Annotated in this window: 19 protein-coding genes and 2 pseudogenes; 9 read left to right on the forward strand and 12 right to left on the reverse strand. The window is 42.0% G+C overall.

Annotated features, from left to right (window positions below):
- Position 1: 1 nt before the first annotated feature.
- The 4 genes from V7K30_RS26020 to V7K30_RS26035 form a co-directional block, all read right to left on the reverse strand.
- Entirely contained in the window at positions 2-832 is an 831-nt protein-coding gene (locus V7K30_RS26020) for a hypothetical protein (protein ID WP_335004246.1), read from the reverse strand.
- Between the two features lie 150 nt (positions 833-982).
- The gene (locus V7K30_RS26025; RefSeq protein WP_335004248.1) at positions 983-3,391 is read right to left on the reverse strand and encodes a dynamin family protein; all 2,409 of its coding nucleotides are present in this window, start codon (positions 3,389-3,391) and stop codon (positions 983-985) included.
- A 587-nt stretch (positions 3,392-3,978) separates the two neighbouring features.
- Positions 3,979-4,854, reverse strand: a complete 876-nt coding sequence (locus tag V7K30_RS26030; RefSeq protein ID WP_335004250.1) for an SDR family NAD(P)-dependent oxidoreductase — start codon at positions 4,852-4,854, stop codon at positions 3,979-3,981.
- A gap of 44 nt (positions 4,855-4,898) precedes the next feature.
- Entirely contained in the window at positions 4,899-5,126 is a 228-nt protein-coding gene (locus V7K30_RS26035) for a hypothetical protein (RefSeq protein WP_335004252.1), read from the reverse strand.
- A gap of 555 nt (positions 5,127-5,681) precedes the next feature.
- Here V7K30_RS26035 and tatC point away from each other — a divergent pair.
- Positions 5,682-6,476 carry a twin-arginine translocase subunit TatC gene (tatC, locus tag V7K30_RS26040; RefSeq protein ID WP_335004254.1) on the forward strand — a complete coding sequence of 265 codons (795 nt, stop codon included), beginning with the start codon at positions 5,682-5,684 and terminating at the stop codon, positions 6,474-6,476.
- 43 nt (positions 6,477-6,519) lie between these two features.
- Here the strand turns inward: tatC and V7K30_RS26045 are convergent.
- Together V7K30_RS26045 and V7K30_RS26050 are read right to left on the reverse strand one after the other, a co-directional pair.
- Positions 6,520-7,134, reverse strand: a pseudogene (locus V7K30_RS26045) (hypothetical protein).
- A gap of 35 nt (positions 7,135-7,169) precedes the next feature.
- Positions 7,170-7,478 carry a DUF3067 family protein gene (locus V7K30_RS26050; protein ID WP_335004256.1) on the reverse strand — a complete coding sequence of 103 codons (309 nt, stop codon included), beginning with the start codon at positions 7,476-7,478 and terminating at the stop codon, positions 7,170-7,172.
- A 228-nt stretch (positions 7,479-7,706) separates the two neighbouring features.
- On the opposite strand from V7K30_RS26050, the gene petC reads away from it, so the two are divergent.
- The 7 genes from petC (at position 7,707) to V7K30_RS26085 (ending at position 13,342) form a co-directional block, all read left to right on the forward strand.
- The gene (gene petC, locus V7K30_RS26055) at positions 7,707-8,246 is read left to right on the forward strand and encodes a cytochrome b6-f complex iron-sulfur subunit (protein ID WP_335004257.1); all 540 of its coding nucleotides are present in this window, start codon (positions 7,707-7,709) and stop codon (positions 8,244-8,246) included.
- A 166-nt stretch (positions 8,247-8,412) separates the two neighbouring features.
- Positions 8,413-9,414 carry a cytochrome f gene (petA, locus tag V7K30_RS26060; RefSeq protein WP_335004259.1) on the forward strand — a complete coding sequence of 334 codons (1,002 nt, stop codon included), beginning with the start codon at positions 8,413-8,415 and terminating at the stop codon, positions 9,412-9,414.
- Positions 9,415-9,990: 576 nt separating this feature from the next.
- Positions 9,991-10,209, forward strand: coding sequence for a hypothetical protein (locus V7K30_RS26065; protein WP_335004261.1), 219 nt, complete (start codon positions 9,991-9,993; stop codon positions 10,207-10,209).
- Between the two features lie 26 nt (positions 10,210-10,235).
- Positions 10,236-10,586 (forward strand): DUF6717 family protein, encoded by a 351-nt coding sequence (locus V7K30_RS26070; RefSeq protein ID WP_335004263.1) that lies wholly within the window; start codon positions 10,236-10,238, stop codon positions 10,584-10,586.
- A gap of 353 nt (positions 10,587-10,939) precedes the next feature.
- Positions 10,940-12,007, forward strand: coding sequence for an SDR family oxidoreductase (locus V7K30_RS26075; protein ID WP_335004265.1), 1,068 nt, complete (start codon positions 10,940-10,942; stop codon positions 12,005-12,007).
- Between the two features lie 353 nt (positions 12,008-12,360).
- Positions 12,361-12,585 carry a hypothetical protein gene (locus V7K30_RS26080; protein WP_335004267.1) on the forward strand — a complete coding sequence of 75 codons (225 nt, stop codon included), beginning with the start codon at positions 12,361-12,363 and terminating at the stop codon, positions 12,583-12,585.
- Between the two features lies 1 nt (position 12,586).
- A complete protein-coding gene (locus V7K30_RS26085; RefSeq protein WP_335004269.1) occupies positions 12,587-13,342 on the forward strand; it encodes a Uma2 family endonuclease in 756 nt (251 codons plus the stop codon).
- Between the two features lie 53 nt (positions 13,343-13,395).
- On the opposite strand, the gene V7K30_RS26090 is transcribed toward V7K30_RS26085, so the two are convergent.
- From V7K30_RS26090 to V7K30_RS26095, 4 genes and pseudogenes are all read right to left on the reverse strand, one after another.
- Positions 13,396-13,593: a DUF6887 family protein gene (locus V7K30_RS26090; RefSeq protein WP_335004271.1), complete on the reverse strand. Its 198-nt coding sequence runs from the start codon at positions 13,591-13,593 to the stop codon at positions 13,396-13,398.
- Complete coding sequence (locus tag V7K30_RS34395; protein WP_442941109.1) at positions 13,577-13,654, reverse strand: hypothetical protein; 78 nt, start codon at positions 13,652-13,654, stop codon at positions 13,577-13,579. Before V7K30_RS34395 ends, V7K30_RS26090 begins: the two co-directional genes overlap by 17 nt.
- A gap of 65 nt (positions 13,655-13,719) precedes the next feature.
- Positions 13,720-13,773: pseudogene (locus tag V7K30_RS34400) on the reverse strand (DUF6888 family protein); the annotation flags it as partial.
- A 47-nt stretch (positions 13,774-13,820) separates the two neighbouring features.
- The gene (locus tag V7K30_RS26095) at positions 13,821-15,410 is read right to left on the reverse strand and encodes a glycoside hydrolase family 57 protein (RefSeq protein WP_335004272.1); all 1,590 of its coding nucleotides are present in this window, start codon (positions 15,408-15,410) and stop codon (positions 13,821-13,823) included.
- A 315-nt stretch (positions 15,411-15,725) separates the two neighbouring features.
- Here V7K30_RS26095 and V7K30_RS26100 point away from each other — a divergent pair, with 315 nt between their 5' ends.
- Positions 15,726-16,241, forward strand: coding sequence for a DUF7638 domain-containing protein (locus V7K30_RS26100; RefSeq protein WP_335004275.1), 516 nt, complete (start codon positions 15,726-15,728; stop codon positions 16,239-16,241).
- 92 nt (positions 16,242-16,333) lie between these two features.
- Here V7K30_RS26100 and V7K30_RS26105 read toward each other — a convergent pair whose 3' ends face one another.
- Together V7K30_RS26105 and V7K30_RS26110 are read right to left on the reverse strand one after the other, a co-directional pair.
- Positions 16,334-16,903, reverse strand: a complete 570-nt coding sequence (locus V7K30_RS26105) for a Uma2 family endonuclease (RefSeq protein ID WP_335004277.1) — start codon at positions 16,901-16,903, stop codon at positions 16,334-16,336.
- A 43-nt stretch (positions 16,904-16,946) separates the two neighbouring features.
- Complete coding sequence (locus V7K30_RS26110; protein WP_335004279.1) at positions 16,947-17,687, reverse strand: Uma2 family endonuclease; 741 nt, start codon at positions 17,685-17,687, stop codon at positions 16,947-16,949.
- Between the last annotated feature and the right edge of the window lie 3 nt (positions 17,688-17,690).

Raw genomic sequence — 17,690 nt, forward strand, 5'->3', positions numbered from 1 at the left:
CTTATACACGGTTAAATTTTTCTAAGCCAGATAAATCTCCAAGAGAATCTAATTTTTTAACAACTCCTTGACGGTGAGAAGGTAGATTTCTCTTTAAAATATATGGAACTGTCTTATCAAGCATTTCTTGTCCATCAGCAATATGAATTTTGACGTAAACTTCTCTTCGTTCGCCAACATTTAAAATATTTTCACCTGTCAAATCTAGATGCTGTTGTACTAATTCGGCATCAGCAACTTTTGTACAGAGAAAATACGATGCATTATCTATGAGGTTTTCAATTTCATTAGCATCTATTTGATATTGCTCTTTTAATTTATTTACTACATAGGCAGGTACAACAAGACATAAAGCTACAGTGAGTGATTCTAGAGGAGGTGCTAAAGGTTGTAAAGATACAGCTACGGGTTGTTGTACATTTTTAGTATTACCCCCTCGTTCTTTATTTTTTCGCCTTTGAATAAATTGAATACATATAAATGTTCCAACAATAAAACAAGCTATTAACACGACCCATAATAATTCGCGTTGCCTTTCATTTTCATTTGTTGCTAATATACTTCTAACAATCTCTTTTGGATTCAACTGCTCTCTTGGATTCATAATTAACCCTTCAAAAAAATTTTTATCCTCTAACAGCCTAGCATTGCTTTTTATACTAAAGATATTACAAAAAAACTCAGCTGTAATTTCTTCTTCTTGCTCAAGTATTACTTTTTCTTCAAGTAGGATGTGTATGACTTTGTACAAGACACCTACTCTATCGTTTGATATTTGAGGATGCACTTCCCTCCAAACTTGATTGTATATATTTTTTAAATTTGGGTTCATTTACTTTTCGATGTAAGTTGATTATTGGTAAAATTCCATCAAATTGTTATTTTTACATTTGCAAAGCTATTTTATATAATTATAAAAATCGGCTTTAAAAATATAATGTTTTAATATACATTAAAATAGATTAATTTTTCCATTAATTTATTATTCATTTTTTAAATTAATCCCTAAGTTATAAAATTCTTCGACAAGGCTTTTAGCTTTTTGTTGCATAGGTTGCCAGACGTTTTTTTGCATTTCATAATCTGTTGTAATTTCTTTGTTTGCAGTATTAAGTCTATCTTCATAACGATTGATAACATCATTCTGGACTTTCTCTACATTTTTTTTTAAACAATCAATTTGTTCTATTAGCCAACGCGAGATTTTTTTTACTATTTCTTTATCTTCTGCTTTAACCTGAAATTGCCAATTCTCAAGCAACTGTTCTATGCTGGGAATTTCTGCATTATCGCTAGAACGATTTTTATATTCTGTTTCGTAATACGTTTTTTTACCAAGCCACAAAGTATACCAAGTTCTTTCAGTTTTCTCTACTTGTATAGCCTCTTGCCAATTTCCTGATGTAATTGCAAAACCTGCTTTAAAAGGGAAATTAAATGTGAGTTCATTATCAACTCTGATAAGTTGAGAATCAGGAAATCTAATTGCAATATTAGGTGCAATATCATTTGTACCTTTTTCTATATGCGATAAATGACATTTAAAAAGCTCAACTACCGCCTGGTACATTCTATCTATTTCTTGTTTGCAAATTTGCTCTAATACGTCTTTCATCACGAGATTTAAATGAATTGCCAGTTCATTGAATTCTTCATTTAATTGCTTAAGTTTATTCTTTTCATCCTCTGTTCTTGCTTCCATCTTTTTACCAGATTTTGCAACTGAAGATGTGTAGCCCAAGTTAACTAGTCTTCTTAAACAGTTACCCAACAAGTTAACATTTAAAGCGTTCGCTTTTTTCAAATTTGGAGTATCTAAAATTACTCTTCCATTTTCTAAAGACTTGGCTACTGATTCTAATACGTTGTTTATTCCTTTACCTATTCCCCGTCGCCATTCATAAAGTGAACATAATTTGTCTCCCAATTCATTGTATGGTTCAACCTTATTAAGACTTTTTATAGTATTCTCTAAATACAGTACTGGGTCATCTTCTGACTCGTCTGCTAAAACTTGCTTAATTTTGTTATCTATTTTTTCAAAAGGTTCTCTTAAATTTTTGTCGCTAATTTGTAAGAAACTATCAAGTGTTGATCTAATTTGCGAGATTTTTTCACATTCTTGTTGATAGCGTTCTTCCGAACTATTAAGAATGGCTGTTGTTGTCTGTAAAGCCCACTCTGTAATAGCATTCCCAGCAGCAACATTAAAACGTTCTATAGCTTGGGGAATTACTAACCGGGGAAAATGTTGACTAATATGCTCTTTTAAGGATTGCTGAAATTCTTCTGCATAAGACTTTTGCCATAAAGCATCAGCAACCCTATTTCGGTCATGTCTAGACCATCTTTCTATTTTACGCGGTAGGTCTTCTAATATATTCTCATCAATTAAACCATTAAAATGGTTATCTGCTTTTTTACAAGCTTCTAAACTGTATATTTCATCATATTGTTTTATCTGAAGTCCTAATAAAGCAGCCCATGTACTCAGTTTTATAACCTGTAATTTATCAATGTCTTCTGTATATTCTTTTAACTGATCGGAGAGTTCTTGCTTGATACTACGTATTGCATTCTCAACAAAACGAGTCTCTGTTTCTGGCCAGTTTCTATCTGCTCTAAAAACGTCAATACGATTGAGAATAAACAGCATACGCGCAGGAGAACCACCTAAATCTTTTACCTGCTCAACTACTTCTTGCAGCAAGCTTTTAACTTTTTCTTTGTCAGTTTCTGCACTGTTATATGTTACCAAGCACAATGCCTCACGACACTGTTTAATCACATTTGCGTTACCTTCATCGCCCACATACGCCAAACCAGGCAAATCCAAAATTCTTACCTTTACACCTCTGGGTAATTCCAGTTTAGATTCCTTGATGAGTCTGAAAGGGTAAAATATGGTCGATTGGGGGCAATCTAATTTAGCTTGTTTCTCTCTGTTATCGATGTAACTTATCATGACATCGTATAAGCGTTGATAAATTCGCTCATCACTAATACCTGTCCATTCTCCACACTCCCATAATGCTCCTGTAGTTTCATGGATTATTAAAGATTTTTTTTCGCTGTATTCTATGGTTACTGATCCGGCGCTCATTTCGCTGACAGCGACAGGAACAATTTCTGCTCCACATAATAAATTGACTAAAGTGCTTTTACCACTACTGGTAGTTCCTGTTGTCGCAAGGGTAAGAGTAGGATTGCGAAGCTCATCTATTAAATTATCAATAGCTTTCTCTAACTTGTCAGAAAGTTGTTGTAGTTCGGCGTGATATGTATCTGGCAAATGCTCAGATATTTCGGTAGAAAAATTATGCCAATATTTAGAGAGAAGTTGGGCATTTTGTTCTACCTCTTCAAATACTTTGTATAACTTATTGCTCATTTTAAAACCTATTGCTAATTTTTTTAACTACAGAATTTTTAGTTTCTGTATACTTCTAATAAATTTATTTAGTTAATGTGTAGCTCGATTTGAGTATTTTCGCTATTTATTTATAATCTCAAAAAAACTTAACAGCTTACGTAATATTACGGAATTAATTGTTAAAGGGGTTAAAATTTTTATGATTGCACGTATGTTGATATCAACACGATTTATTACTTGCCACTAGTTTGATGCGCGATCGCATCCCAAAAAATCCTTAGCTGATAAATAACTCAACTTAAAAGTGATCGCTCCTGACACCAACCCAAGGTGCGATCGCTTTGTCTGCTTTGGATAAATATCAGCAGATATTAAAGGTAAATGCTTCAGCTAGTTGTCCGACAGGCTGCTAGTCACTTTATTTATGTATTTAGTCAGTTATCTAGTGGATTCGCCATTGCTCAAGTTGACACCAATTGCTGTGCGCCTACCGGATATTGCATCCAAACGAGAACCGCTAGCCGATTTCACTTGTGTAGAATACAGGTCGTAGACGCACAATGGCAATTGACCTAATCAACTTTAGTTCAGAGTTACTTTGTAATCTACAATCCCATTGAGTATAAAATTATCCGGTCATGCAGATGATCGGGCAAAATATGCTTCAGTACAGCTCCGATTTTGGCATCTTGTCCAACGAGATAGCGTGTCTTTGGCTGCTTTGCAGTGAGTGCATGGACAACAGCCTGAGCAACAATATCCGCAGAAATTCCCCCAGATGCGAGAATCTGCATTTTCTTGCGGACAATATTCATCGCCTGACCGTAGAGATTTTGTGCCGATTGTGGTAAATCCTGCTGTGCTATTTCAGATTGACTTAGGGACTTTTCCCAGATTGGGGTAGCGATCGCACCAGGTTCGATAATAGAAACGGTGATTCCCCAAGGTCGTAATTCCATCCGCATCACATCAGTGAGTGCAACGAGCGCAAATTTGGAAGCATTGTAAGCTCCCAGGAATGGCGTCGGACTTCTACCAGCAATGGAACCAATATTGATAATTCGACCCCGACTTTGGCGTAAAAGACCAAGAAATGCTTGTGTCACTGCTAATTGTCCGGTGACATTAACCTGCATCTGGTGTTGAAATTCTGCGATCGCTAATAATTCTAAGGGGCCTGGGACAGCAATTCCGGCATTATTTACTAAACCTAAAATTCCCGCATCACCGACTGCATTTGTTACCTTCTCAACCGCAGATGCGATCGATTCAGCGTCAGTAACATCTAAAAAAATCGGAATGAGCCTTTGTGACCCTTTCTGTTTAAGTGTTTGAGCATCGATATCTTGACGCACGCCAGCAAAAACAGAGAAGCCCAACTGGTCTAAAAGCAAAGCACACGCCTGACCAATTCCTGTTGATGCTCCTGTAACCACCACTATACGTTGATTTGCTGCTACCATTAACTCTCTCCGTACCATGATGCAATTGCTGTAATTACGAATTAAAAATTACAAATTTAGGATCAATCTCTGCAAGTACCAGCGCGAAGGCAATCTTCAGTTTGGTCATCTCTAGCCGATATTTGCCACGGAAAGTGTGACTGAGTATTTGTGCTATAAACGATTAGAGCAGTTATTCTGGAAAGCTGGTTTTCGACAATTGACACGTCACTACTATAAGTATTGCCTAGTTCAGCATTGTATAAATAAATAGGTAATGCCATCAGTCCAATGCAAATTGTCCGATTCATAAAACCTCAGCTAAAAATTTCCGATTGCGCTATGTATATAGGACTTACGCAAAAATTGCCAAAAAGCTTAATTTATCGAACCGCCATCTCTACGAGAGCCTTCCGCCAACGCAAAGCGTCTCGTAGAGAAGAATCCTAGAGTGTGTGTAAGTCCTAGTATAGATGCCACCTTGATGAACCGGATTTTCAAAACTGAGTATTAGTTGATGTTGTGTCAATTTACTCAGCACTACTAGCCGCAGAGACGTGATTTCTAAATTATCGGTTCCACCTTTTTTTAGGTTAGAAATTGCTTACAAGATGGCTTACTACTAACTTATCCAGATGCAACCCCGAAAAACAGGACAAAAAACCCACAGCACCCAAAAAGATATCTTGGTAGCTGCATTCCCCGGATAAAATAATGAAGAGTGCTGAGTTAAAAGTGCTGAGTCACCGAACTTCTGATGGTTGGAAACCTCCGTTCAGAGTTCTGGCTGAGTAAAAAGACCGCTCACAAAGTACAATTACTCATCACTCAGCACTCAGTTACAAATGTTGCCTACTAGCTGACTCATGACGCCTTCACAAGACGTAGATACTGTAAACGTTCCCAACATCGACCCAGAAGGATATGGCAACTCAGACACAGATCCTCTTGATGAGTTGCCAGGTGAAGTCGAAATGTCCCTTTTCGACCACCTAGAAGAGTTGCGACTGCGGATTTTCTATTCGCTGATTGCCGTAGTAGTGGGTATTATTGGCTGTTTCTTTGCCGTTAAGCCGATTGTCCAGCTACTTGAGGTTCCAGCACAAGGAGTAAAATTTCTCCAACTTGCACCCGGAGAATATTTCTTTGTCTCCCTCAAAGTTGCAGCCTACACTGGCTTTGTACTTACTAGTCCTTTGATTCTTTACCAGATTATCCAGTTTGTGCTTCCAGGATTGACTCGCCGCGAACGCCGTTTACTGGGGCCTGTGGTTTTGGGTTCGAGTGTGCTGTTTGGGGCAGGATTAGTATTTGCCTATTTACTGCTTATCCCCGCAGCTTTGAAATTTTTCATCAGCTACGGAGCAGATGTAGTCGAACAACTTTGGTCAATTGATAAATATTTTGAATTTGTGCTGCTACTGTTATTCAGCACTGGTTTAGCATTTCAAATTCCCATCATCCAACTGTTGCTCGGTAATTTAAACATTGTCTCGTCTGAGAGGATGGTTTCTGGTTGGCGTTACGTGATTATGGGTGCAGTGGTTTTAGGAGCCGTTCTTACACCTTCTACTGACCCCCTGACTCAAAGTCTCTTAGCAGGAGCCGTTTTAGGGCTTTATTTCGGTGGTGTTGGACTGGTGAAGCTCACAGGTAAATAATGCGATCGCATTGCTTCAATTTCAAATTCTCAAAAATCTCAACTTAGTTAATGAGTGCAGTTAATAAGATCCTAACCACTATTTCCAACTCTTCGGTAACACGATAAAGGTTGATTGCTTGCTCAATACACTTTGTCTGTCGATACAATCTGCCAAATTGCCAAACATTACCTGTTGTTACTGCTCCTAATATTTCTGTTTGAGTGGAATTAGTCCACCTGTCAAGAGCTATCATCTCAGTTGCCAGTTGTGTAAATCCCCTATTTATATCTGCTTGCTTGGCTTCAATCACAATTAAATTAGTTTGTGTTCTGAGGAAATAATCAAAATTACCTTGAAGTCGGTTATCAACTTTGATAGTGTATTCAATTCGTAATTTAGCGCTGGAATAGTGAATTAAATCGGTAATAATTGGCGCAATTAGCATTTACCGGCGTGTAGCTTCATTCTCCAAATCTACATACGGTAAAACTTCCTCAATTCGCTGCTTGAGATCAGCAAGTCGGTCTAATGTGCCAGAATATTGTGGTAAATCAATAAATTTCCGCTCGAACGAATAACCAAATTCAGCAACTAAATCGTCAACCGCAAACCCTAACTCAAAGTAATTACTAAAAATATATGAACGATTTGGGTCTAGCAATGGTTGGCGGCTCATTTTAGTTTCCTCTAATTTGTCGAAGCAATAGCGGGTTATAATATCCATTCCGAAGAACGTTCACCCAAATCTAGAGGAATGCTGACAGCTTTGCCGAGCCTGGGGCGATCGCGTGTTTGGGCAATAAAAGTTTGTACTTGTGTTGACCCACCCAAGCCATGAAGATAATTGGCAATGCTATCAAGATGCTCTTGGTATTCCGCCTCGCTCAAGGGAAAAGAAGCTTGTTCCAGATATTTCCACATTACTTGCAAAAATATCTTTCCCTGTGCCCGTCGCAACTGGACATCATAAGAGTATCCCCACTTATCAAGCAACATCTGACGTAATTCCTGTCCTGTCATAGCTTTCTCGATCAGATTTTACATTTAGTTATGATGTTAAGTTCCGTGACTCCAGTATGATAAGGATATAAAGAAATGTAATGCTAACAGAAAAGATGCTAAATATATCTTGGAACAGAGAAGTATGGCATCGTTGTGAGCGCTAGCATTTCGACTTAGACAAGAGTTGCTCAAGTACTAGTACTGTTGTCAAAATGCTTAACAAAATACACAAAGAGCGCGTAGATTATGGCTCAATTTTCTGAATCAGCAGACGTGCCCGATATGGGGCGTCGTCAGTTCATGAATCTTCTCACTTTTGGGACTGTCACTGGAGTGGCTCTGGGTGCATTGTATCCCGTTGTGAAGTACTTTATTCCACCCGTAACTGCTGGTGCCGGTGGTGGTGCAACAGCAAAAGACGAGTTGGGTAACGATGTTAGCGTCAGTAAATTTCTCGAAAACCGGAATGAAGGCGATCGCAACCTAGTCCAAGGACTAAAGGGAGATCCCACCTATATTGTGGTAGAAAGCAAAGAGGCGATCAAAGATTATGGCATTAACGCCATTTGCACCCACTTAGGTTGTGTCGTCCCCTGGAACATTGCTGAGAACAAATTTAAGTGTCCTTGTCATGGTTCCCAGTATGACGAAACTGGTAAGGTTATTCGGGGACCAGCACCGCTATCTTTGGCTTTAGCTCATACCAAAGTAAACGACGACAAAATTGTTTTGACCCGTTGGACTGAAACCGACTTCCGCACCGGTGATGCACCTTGGTGGAGTTAATGAGTGCTGAGTGCTGAGTGCTGAGTGAGGGAGTGAAGGAGTGAGGGAGTGAGGAAGAAATAATCATGCCCAATGCCCCATGCCCAATGCCCCATGCCCAATGCCCAATGCCCCATGCCCCATGACTAATGACTAATGACTAATTCAATCGTTGCCCTTATTAGAGATGAGAAATGCTTTCTTAAAAGCGAGGTTAACTCGCAGTGCTAGAGCGATCGTAAAAACATTGCTCATAGCGATCGCCACCGTGACATTTTACTTCACCAGCGATCTCGCCCTTCCCCAATCAGCTGCCGCCTATCCCTTTTGGGCACAGCAAACCTATCCCGAAACCCCCCGCGAACCAACTGGGCGGATTGTTTGTGCCAACTGTCACCTAGCGGCCAAGCCGACAGTTGTGGAAGTTCCCCAATCGGTGCTACCTGACACTGTATTCAAAGCTGTAGTGAAAATCCCTTATGATATCAGCGCCCAGCAAGTTGGTGCCGATGGTTCTAAGGTTGGCTTGAACGTCGGTGCAGTACTGATGCTACCTGAAGGCTTTAAGATTGCTCCTGAAGACCGTCTTTCCGAGGAACTTAAAAAAGAAGTTGGCGACACTACCTTCCAACCCTACAGTGAAGACAAAGAAAATGTCGTCATCGTCGGCCCCTTACCAGGTGAACAGTATCAGGAAATCATCTTCCCAGTTCTTTCTCCCAACCCCGCAACCGACAAAAACATCCACTTCGGTAAATATTCAGTTCACGTAGGTGGTAATCGGGGACGCGGACAAGTTTATCCTACTGGCGAAAAGAGCAACAACACTGTTTACAACGCTTCCGCTACTGGCACAATTACCAAGATTGCCAAAGAGGAAGATGGAGACGGTAACGTCAAATATCTAGTAAACATCCAGCCTGAATCTGGTGATGTTGTCGTTGATACGATTCCTGTAGGGCCAGACCTGATTGTTTCCGAAGGGCAAACAGTTAAGACTGGTGATGCTTTGACCACCAACCCGAATGTCGGTGGATTCGGTCAAATAGATGCAGAAATCGTACTGCAAGACGCCTCTAGAGTCAAATGGATGATTGCGTTCATCGCTCTTGTAATGTTGGCTCAAGTTATGTTAGTGCTGAAGAAGAAGCAGGTTGAGAAAGTTCAAGCTGCTGAGATGAATTTCTAAATTCTTTGCTAAATCATTATTTGTAGGACAGGCATCTTGCCTGTCTTTTTTAACAAGAGAGGCAGTTTAATACAGAGGAATACCGCTCTCTATTGAACTGCCGCGATCATTGGCGAAGCTCAAGGTTTAATATCATGTCCGCTTGATTGCTTATTAAACCCGAAGAACCCCAAAGAGCCAAAGCTATGCTTTGTCTCCCCTCCCCGCAAGCGAGGAGGGGATTAAGGGGAGCTAGTGCGGTCTTCTTACAGTGGGAGAGGGTCATCCCAAGTGGAGCATCTGGCGTGTGGGGTGCAATGACTGTGGGAATCGTAACTAATTATGCGGACATGATATAACCCTCTTCTGTCACTCTCCGGGAGGGCGATCGCTAGAAGCCTCATGAGGCAATCAATACAAGCTATACTATTAGAAAAAAATTGGTCTTGTATTTGTTATTAGAAAATAATCGCGCAATCGCTTGCTATACAAAAGCTCTAGAATTCAGAAATGGCAAATGTTTTCGGAGAGTGACAGAAGAGGGATAAGTCACCCACTAAAATATCCGTGAATTTTTGTAATCTAAAGGCACATAATATGTCACTAGCTGAAGTGCTTCCTATGGCGAGACGGCTTTCCGTAACAGAAAAACTCAAACTCATTCGGATTTTAGTCGAAGATTTGGAGATGGCTAAGGATATTTCGCCGTTGGAACCCTTCAAAACCTATGATTTGCCGACTCTATACAATAGCTTTGGGGCTGGCGCAGTTTTGATGAAAGCCCTCAAGCAGTCGGATGCATCATTATTAAAGTGAAATGGTATTAACTGTTAGTAAACTTTATGAACTCAATCATGGTTATTCATCCCTATAAGTTTGGCGAGATGTGGGTGTTTGACGATGACAAGGTAGGTCTAGTTCGAGAGCCTTTCGTGGCAGGGGCAGACGAAATTATCGAAAGAATGGTGGCACAGATTCCAGATGCAGAGTCAGGGTTCAGTTTGGTATTTGCTGCATCTCCATTTCCTGGCTATCAGATCAAGTTTGACTGGCGGCGTGAAGAATACGGAGGTAACTGGTATTACAGTGCAGATTTAGATCGGGAAGGATGGCTCTGCCCTGCTCTATTTAAGTATTTCGATGAAGCTCCCAAATATTTTTACGCTCAGTTCAAAGCGAAAATAATTTATTGAAGAATAAGTGTTTAAAAAAATCTGTTGATAAGTCAGCTTAAGAAATTTAAGCTTTCCCGTTACTTTTGAAATTTTCTCACCTTTCTAGAAAACTTCGCAAACTTACTTTTTCTTCACGCTGTCTACATTTAACTAGGGTGTAACCGCTTAGAAAACTTGTTTTTTGAAGTCTTATATTTCTTGTTAGGTGAAACTGTTTATTATTTTAATATATTACAAAGTAGGGGAGAATCAAGAAAAACTTAGGTGACTGAAGTCACACGAGTCGCTGATATCTCAGCGTCTTTAGACGCTGAGTTTTACGCTTACCGAGATTTTCTATAAAATTTCCGTACTGGAACTGGAGACACGACATGCATGGAACAGCCTTAGTTGTGGGCGCAAGTGGCATCATAGGCAGCTATCTTGCGCGGGAACTGATCGCGACTGGATGGACGACCTACGGGTTGGCCCGAAATCTTAGAAACGAGGTGCAAGGGTTACGCCCTGTTGCTGCCGATCTGCTCAATCTAGCTAGCCTGAAAACTGCACTGTCAGACATCGCCCCGACGCACATCTTCATCACGACCTGGATGCGTAATCCGACCGAGGCCGAGAACGTCAGGGTCAACGGCACAATGGTTCGCAATCTGCTAGATGTTCTGTCACGGAAGGACACGGTGCAGCACGTCGCCCTCGTCACCGGACTCAAGCACTATCTTGGACCATTCGATGCATACGCCAGGGGCGGATCGCTGCCAGAAACTCCATTGCGTGAGGAGCATCCGCGGCTCGATGTGGAAAATTTCTATTATGCTCAGGAAGATGAGGTCTATGCCGCCGCCGCCCGTGACGGTTTCACCTGGAGCATTCATCGCCCTCACACTATCATTGGAAAGGCGGTCGGCAATGCAATGAACCTCGGCACGACGCTGGCCGTGTATGCCGCGATCTGCAAGGAAACCGGGCGCCCGTTCCGCTGGCCAGGTTCTGAAGCGCAGTGGAAGGGCATCTCCGACATGACCGACGCGCGGGTGCTGGCGAAGCACCTAGTCTGGGCGGCGAAGACCGAAGCGGCCCACAACGAGGCGTTTAACGTCGTCAATGGCGACATCTTCCGCTGGATATGGTTGTGGGGGCGGCTGGCTGACTGGTTCGGCATCGAGCCTATCGGGTTCGACGGCACAACCCACCCGCTCGAAGCTGAAATGGCGAATGAAGATCCTCTCTGGCGCGAGATCGCAAAGCAGCATGACCTCGCCGAGCCGGATCTGAGCCGTCTGTCGTCTGCATGGCACACCGATCTTGATCTTGGGCGTCCGATTGAGGTCATGACCGACATGTCCAAGAGCCGCAAACTCGGCTTCTCCATATACCAGAAAACGGACGAGTCGTTTTTCGACCTGTTCGAGCAACTACGCGCAGATCGGTTGATCCCGTAGAACCTCCGTGGGTGGCACTGGTAGCGTTTTATGGGTGCTGAATAGCAGAGAAGAGTTACTTTTTGCGAAAGGCGATCTCATTGGCAATCCTGCACTTAGTATCGTAGAGGCTCTCAAAGGCGTTGCAGATTCACTGCCTCAAGCACAAAACAGCATCACTGTTGCATATCTCGAACTCGTAAGTAGGGCTTGCTGAATAAAAGTGAAATTTAATCCAGGCAAGGGTTTTGAGCCTTTTTTCAGCAAACAAGTGCAAGACTATAGCATCTAGAGGTTCAAAACCCTTGCACAATCGTTAGCGATCGCTGGGCAAATTGGGAGACTAAGCGACGAAACATACCATTTTGCGATCTGTGTGGCTTCTAGATTCGCTCTGGAGACTTATTCAGCAAGCCCTAAGTATCCAGGAAACACACGAATTTCTCAAAAAGATAATTCCTAAAACTAGTGTTGCTCTTGATGAAGGCGCAAAGGGTCGATCGGAGGGAATTGTTGCTAAAACAATTTCTAGAAGTGCGATCGCAAAGCTAAGATTTGAAGATTATGAACGCCATGCTGCCAAATGTCGCAGTCAGTAAAATGTCAGTTTGGCTAAAGAGTTCAGATGCTAAATTTAATCTAGCCCTAGTTGAGTTGAGGTATCCGACCATGACAGCCTCAGTAGAGTATATCCCCGTTACGCCGATTGAGTACCCAGATGAGGACGGTAAGCCGATGGCTGAAGGTGATTTACAGCGCAAGTGTCTCGTATACGCTACCACTGTGCTAGAAATTTATTTCCAAAATCACCAAGATGTATACGTCGCTGGTAATTTATTTATTTACTACGAAAAAGGTTATCCAGAATCAGTTGTAGCCCCAGATGTATTTGTGGTGTTTGGAGTGGAAAATCATGATAGACGATCTTACAAAACCTGGGAAGAAAATAATCAAACCCCAAATTTTGTTCTAGAGATTACCTCAAAAAGTACCCGCAGTAAAGACCAAGGTGCAAAGAAAGGAATTTACGCCTTTCTGGGAGTACGTGAATATTTCCAATATGACCCTACAGGCGATTATCTCAATCCCCAACTCCAGGGTTTACAATTGGTAGACGGGAATTATTTTCCAATGGCAACTAATACCCTGCCAGATGGTACAGTATCCCTACCGAGTGAAGTTTTGGGGCTAGAGTTACGCCTAGAAGCAGGAAAACTGCGTTTTTACAATCCAGCTACGGGTCAAACACTCCTAACTCATGAAGAGGAAGCAGCCGCACGACAAGCCGCAGAAGAGAAAGCGCAAAGATTAGCTGCTAAACTTCGAGAATTAAATATTGATCCAGATAGCCTTTAAGGTGGGTAAATAACACCCACCCTATTCTTGCTTACTGAAGTTAGACAATAATCTCAAAGCTCTCCGTTAATCTTACGCCTGATGATTTCCATCTGGGCTTGCATATCAGCTTCGGTAACAGGCATAGGATACTTTGGAGAGTTAGGGTCGCGTTTGCTCATCAAAAAACGTAGAGCTTCAATGTCTTCACGGTTTTCCACGACATAAGCTCTCAATTCTGTAAAATTCATTTGCTCATAATTCGGGTTCATTCACAAACTCCCATTTGTCATTGCGATAAATAATAATTTGCAGTTCATCCGCAGATAGGATGTAAACTTCTCCGGTTTTATCGTCAAATCGAAATAAGCGAAGCGGATGTCTTTATAAATATTTGATAGCATTTGACAAACCCTTACACAGGCTAAGGCTTGCTCTGTTGTTGGTAAAATAAACGCTCCTCACTACTAATATAAGGTGAGCATTGCCCACCCTAGTACTACAACGGACGGTAAACGCGATAGTTGATTTCGGGGAAGATATTATCCATTAATTCGACTTTTTCTAGCCAACCACTATCAATTTTGCCGATTTTAACGTCTTCGTAGAGCTTATTGAACCGCATCAAGTGCGATCGCGTCCGTCTGACTGCATAGGGTACCATTGTTCCTGTCCGCATAATAAAAGCCCAGTCAGAAGATTGTGCTAATAACAATTCTCGCGCTGCTTGGTTCAATGCTTTCCACCCCAACTCATCCTCTGGTTCCAGGTGCGATATTTCAATCATCCGTTCAGCAGCTTTGTGCAAATGTGGGTAAATCCACGCATTCGTTTCATTCAACCAATACTCGTGGAAACCCTTAAAACCCCAACTCGACTGCGAAGGGCGACAGACTTGTTGCGTTGGCTGATCCCGCAAATAGTCTGCTAAATGGGTCATTTGATATGTTCCTTGGTCATACCACGACTTGCGGAATAGGTAATCGAGGAACCAGGGGCCTTCATACCACCAATGTCCAAATAACTCTGCGTCATAAGGCGAAACGATAATTGGCGATCGCCCCATTAGAGCATGGAGATTCTCCGATTGCCGCTCTCGGTTATACATAAAGTTAGCAGCGTGTTCTGCTGCCTTTTCCTTAGCCCAATACGGATCGTAGAGCGCCTTATCTGAAAGTCCTAAGCCACGTCCAGTAATTTTGTGATACTTAATGCCCGTATTTTTCCGTTGACCATTGGGCATGATGTAGGGCTTGATGTACTCATATTCTGCTTCCCAGCCCAAATCTTTATAAAATTCTCGATATTCCGCCGCTCCAGGATAGCCCACCTCAGAAGACCATACCTGTTGGGAAGATTCCTGATCTCGACCAAAGACAGCAACACCAGTTTCTGTATAAATTGGGGCATAAGTGCCAAAGCGTGGACGGGGACGGGCGTAAAGGATGCCATGCCCATCGGTGAGGAAGTAGCGTAACCCAGCATCCGCTAGCATCCGGTCTAAACCTTCATAGTAGGCGCATTCCGGCAACCAAATGCCTCTGGGTGCTTGTCCAAAGGTTTGTTCGTAATGTTCGCAGGCTACCTGAATTTGCGCCCACACTGCTTCTGGATACATTTTCATCAACGGCAAATAGCCGTGGGTAGCGCCGCAAGTGATGATTTCCAGGTTATTACTGTCTTGGAACTTCTTAAAAGCTGTCACCAAGTCACCGTTATAGCTTTCCCATAGCTGACGCGCTTCCTTAAACTCAGTAGCATAATGTTCGGCTAAATAACGAAGATGCCCGTTATTGACATTATGTTCTGCTTCTAGTTGTATAAGTTCTTCTAGTTGGGCTAAGTGTGCTTCATAGCGTTCTTGAAGCAGAGGATCGCGGAGCATCGACACTAGAGGGGGTGTCATACTCATCGTGATTTTAAAGTCGATACCGTCTCGTTTTAAGCCTTCAAATACTTTCAATAAGGGGATGTAGGTTTCTGTGATGGCTTCATAAAGCCATTCTTCCTCCAGCACGTAGTCACTTTCCGGGTGACGAACGAAGGGTAGATGTGCGTGGAGTACAAGCGCGACGTAGCCGATAGCCATAGTGATTTTGGGGTGATACTTGTAAGTTGAAGGTCGAGAGGTTAGGCAGAAATCAACAATATTTTAAGACTTTATGGGGATCGGAAGAATAGTTTTCAATATGAGTTTAATACAGTGTTTGTAGAGGTACAGCCAACATTGTTTTGCCTCAACTGCGTGTTTTTGCTGTCATGTAAAAACGTAAACTCAGTATTGCCAAAAATTTTGTGATTTGAACATTACGCAGATAGTAAGCGTTCAGGGGGGCTTACCGAGATCAACCGAAGAGTACAGTACATACTGTTTGCTAAGACTGTATAATAATGGGTTGTTATTATGTCCTTCTCTAACACGATCTATCGCATAGTTGATGGCGTAACCATTCCTGGCGTATTTCTGCAAGCCTTTATCAAGAATGGAGACCACTATTTTGTCACCGAAATTAAGGTCTACAAAGACGGCAGAATTGATTGCTGGGGCATGGTTGACTTTGATGGTTTCAAAGAAAAGGTGAGCAAAGGTTGGGTTAGAACTCATCTGCCTGAAGGAGCAAGAGTCTCAATGATGGTGTCTGGTCTTTATTTCACCGCCCATCAAGTGAAGTCAAGAGTTGAGGAGCAGGAGTTTGTTAAAGAAGTTGAAGACGAGATCCGACGGCTCAATGGGCAGCTAACAACAGGAGAGATTTGCCGACAGGGATTAACACAATATAAGCATGAGCCAAACGAGGCAAATAAGGAATATTTGCGCCAAGCCTATGATGCTGTTCCTAAACACTGTCGCATATATTTAGGTGATATGGACGACAAAGATTTGGAATATCGCTCAATTCTAAACAGATACAGCGACTAGGAGGAACCAACATTGGTACAACATTTCGTTGGAACGGCGGGACAGGGGTAATCGGATACGAGGCAGAGGTTATCTCCGCTTCTCAACTGTTTCTATCCAAAAAAACGCCCAACTCGAACGCCAAAACCTGGTAAAAGTGGTGATGTGATTTCGTCATCAGCCAGCAAGGTTGCGATCAGTTTTAATTGGGCAGCTTCTCTGCGATAAACTTCTAGCTGCTGTAGTTGCCAATTTGCAATCCAATATTCTTGAACTCCTGTGGATGAGTATAGTTTCAACTTGGCTTCTCTGTCTCGACGTTCGTTGGTTGTCCCAGCAGAAAGCACTTCTGCAATGAGTTCTGGCGCTCCTCTCAAATGCCCTTCGTCATCTAGCAATTGTGTTAAACGCTCATGACTAATCCAAACTACATCGGGTATGACATTATCGGCATCTGTAAAAATTATACCGGCAGTTTGACGGGTTTCCCCCAGCCCACTAGAGCGCGACCAAACTTGTAACTCTAAGCATATATTACCCGCAGTCCCTTGATGTTTCCAGTGAGGCGCTCTAGTCACAAATAGTTCTCCGTCAATAATTTCATAGCGCTTCCATTCGTCAGTTTGGAGTAATTCTAAGTCTGAGGTCGTCCAACGGACTTGATCAGATATTGTTTGGTTCATAGCAGTATTTTTGTATGCCTAGTTTAGAGATAAAATTCTATTTTCAGAATATTTGCTCAGGATCAATACCTGCGGCTCGTAAGCGTTCTGCCAATTTTTCAGCCCGTTGGCGTTCCTGTTCTAGTTGTTGATTTGCTTGCTGTAACTGTTGGTTTGCTTGTTGCAACTGTTGGTTTGCTTCTTCTTCTGGCAATATTACCAGATGCCCATCTGGGGTAAAAAAGCGTAATTTACCAGACTCAACTCCTAAATACATATCTAACTGCTGACTCCACAACCAACCCAACTCAGTGGGAGCAAGTTCTTGATATTGCCCATCAACTATGTGAAATCCCTGTAATTCTAGGTTATTTGGATCAAACCAGAAGTAATCAGGAGTGCGAAATGTATTCTGGTATATTTGCTTTTTCAAACCTTTATCAACCGAGGCAGTGGAATCCGATAACATCTCAATAATTACATTGGGATATTTACCATTTTCTTGCCACACAACCCAGCTCTTGCGGTCTTTTTTTTCTGTATCTAAAACTACAAAGAAATGGGGGCCTCGAAATTCTTCTGATTTTTTCTGGTTGGGACTGAAATAGATCGTCAGGTTGCCGGTAGCATAAAAATCCTGACGATCGCGCCACCACCACTTAATCAGGCGGATCAGTAAATCTATTTGTTCTCTGTGCAGATCAGATTCCAACGGGGGTTCGTCACTGTAGATGTCGCCTGGTGGGAAAATTATACTCTCAGTGACAGCTTCTAAACTAGGGGTGGTGGCAAGGGGCAAAGACATAGA

It is taken from the genome of Nostoc sp., from assembly GCF_036917655.1.
In the GTDB taxonomy this organism is placed as follows: Bacteria; Cyanobacteriota; Cyanobacteriia; order Cyanobacteriales; family Nostocaceae; genus Nostoc.

Bases quoted from the DNA above. Each gene is read 5' to 3' on its own strand.
- V7K30_RS26020 (WP_335004246.1), bottom strand. From the start codon at position 832: ATGAACCCAAATTTAAAAAATATATACAATCAAGTTTGGAGGGAAGTG.
- V7K30_RS26025 (WP_335004248.1), bottom strand. From the start codon at position 3,391: ATGAGCAATAAGTTATACAAAGTATTTGAAGAGGTAGAACAAAATGCC.
- V7K30_RS26030 (WP_335004250.1), bottom strand. From the start codon at position 4,854: ATGGTACGGAGAGAGTTAATGGTAGCAGCAAATCAACGTATAGTGGTG.
- V7K30_RS26035 (WP_335004252.1), bottom strand. From the start codon at position 5,126: ATGAATCGGACAATTTGCATTGGACTGATGGCATTACCTATTTATTTA.
- tatC (WP_335004254.1), top strand. From the start codon at position 5,682: ATGACGCCTTCACAAGACGTAGATACTGTAAACGTTCCCAACATCGAC.
- V7K30_RS26050 (WP_335004256.1), bottom strand. From the start codon at position 7,478: ATGACAGGACAGGAATTACGTCAGATGTTGCTTGATAAGTGGGGATAC.
- petC (WP_335004257.1), top strand. From the start codon at position 7,707: ATGGCTCAATTTTCTGAATCAGCAGACGTGCCCGATATGGGGCGTCGT.
- petA (WP_335004259.1), top strand. From the start codon at position 8,413: ATGAGAAATGCTTTCTTAAAAGCGAGGTTAACTCGCAGTGCTAGAGCG.
- V7K30_RS26065 (WP_335004261.1), top strand. From the start codon at position 9,991: ATGTCACTAGCTGAAGTGCTTCCTATGGCGAGACGGCTTTCCGTAACA.
- V7K30_RS26070 (WP_335004263.1), top strand. From the start codon at position 10,236: ATGAACTCAATCATGGTTATTCATCCCTATAAGTTTGGCGAGATGTGG.
- V7K30_RS26075 (WP_335004265.1), top strand. From the start codon at position 10,940: ATGCATGGAACAGCCTTAGTTGTGGGCGCAAGTGGCATCATAGGCAGC.
- V7K30_RS26085 (WP_335004269.1), top strand. From the start codon at position 12,587: ATGTCAGTTTGGCTAAAGAGTTCAGATGCTAAATTTAATCTAGCCCTA.
- V7K30_RS26090 (WP_335004271.1), bottom strand. From the start codon at position 13,593: ATGAACCCGAATTATGAGCAAATGAATTTTACAGAATTGAGAGCTTAT.
- V7K30_RS26095 (WP_335004272.1), bottom strand. From the start codon at position 15,410: ATGGCTATCGGCTACGTCGCGCTTGTACTCCACGCACATCTACCCTTC.
- V7K30_RS26100 (WP_335004275.1), top strand. From the start codon at position 15,726: ATGTCCTTCTCTAACACGATCTATCGCATAGTTGATGGCGTAACCATT.
- V7K30_RS26105 (WP_335004277.1), bottom strand. From the start codon at position 16,903: ATGAACCAAACAATATCTGATCAAGTCCGTTGGACGACCTCAGACTTA.
- V7K30_RS26110 (WP_335004279.1), bottom strand. From the start codon at position 17,687: ATGTCTTTGCCCCTTGCCACCACCCCTAGTTTAGAAGCTGTCACTGAG.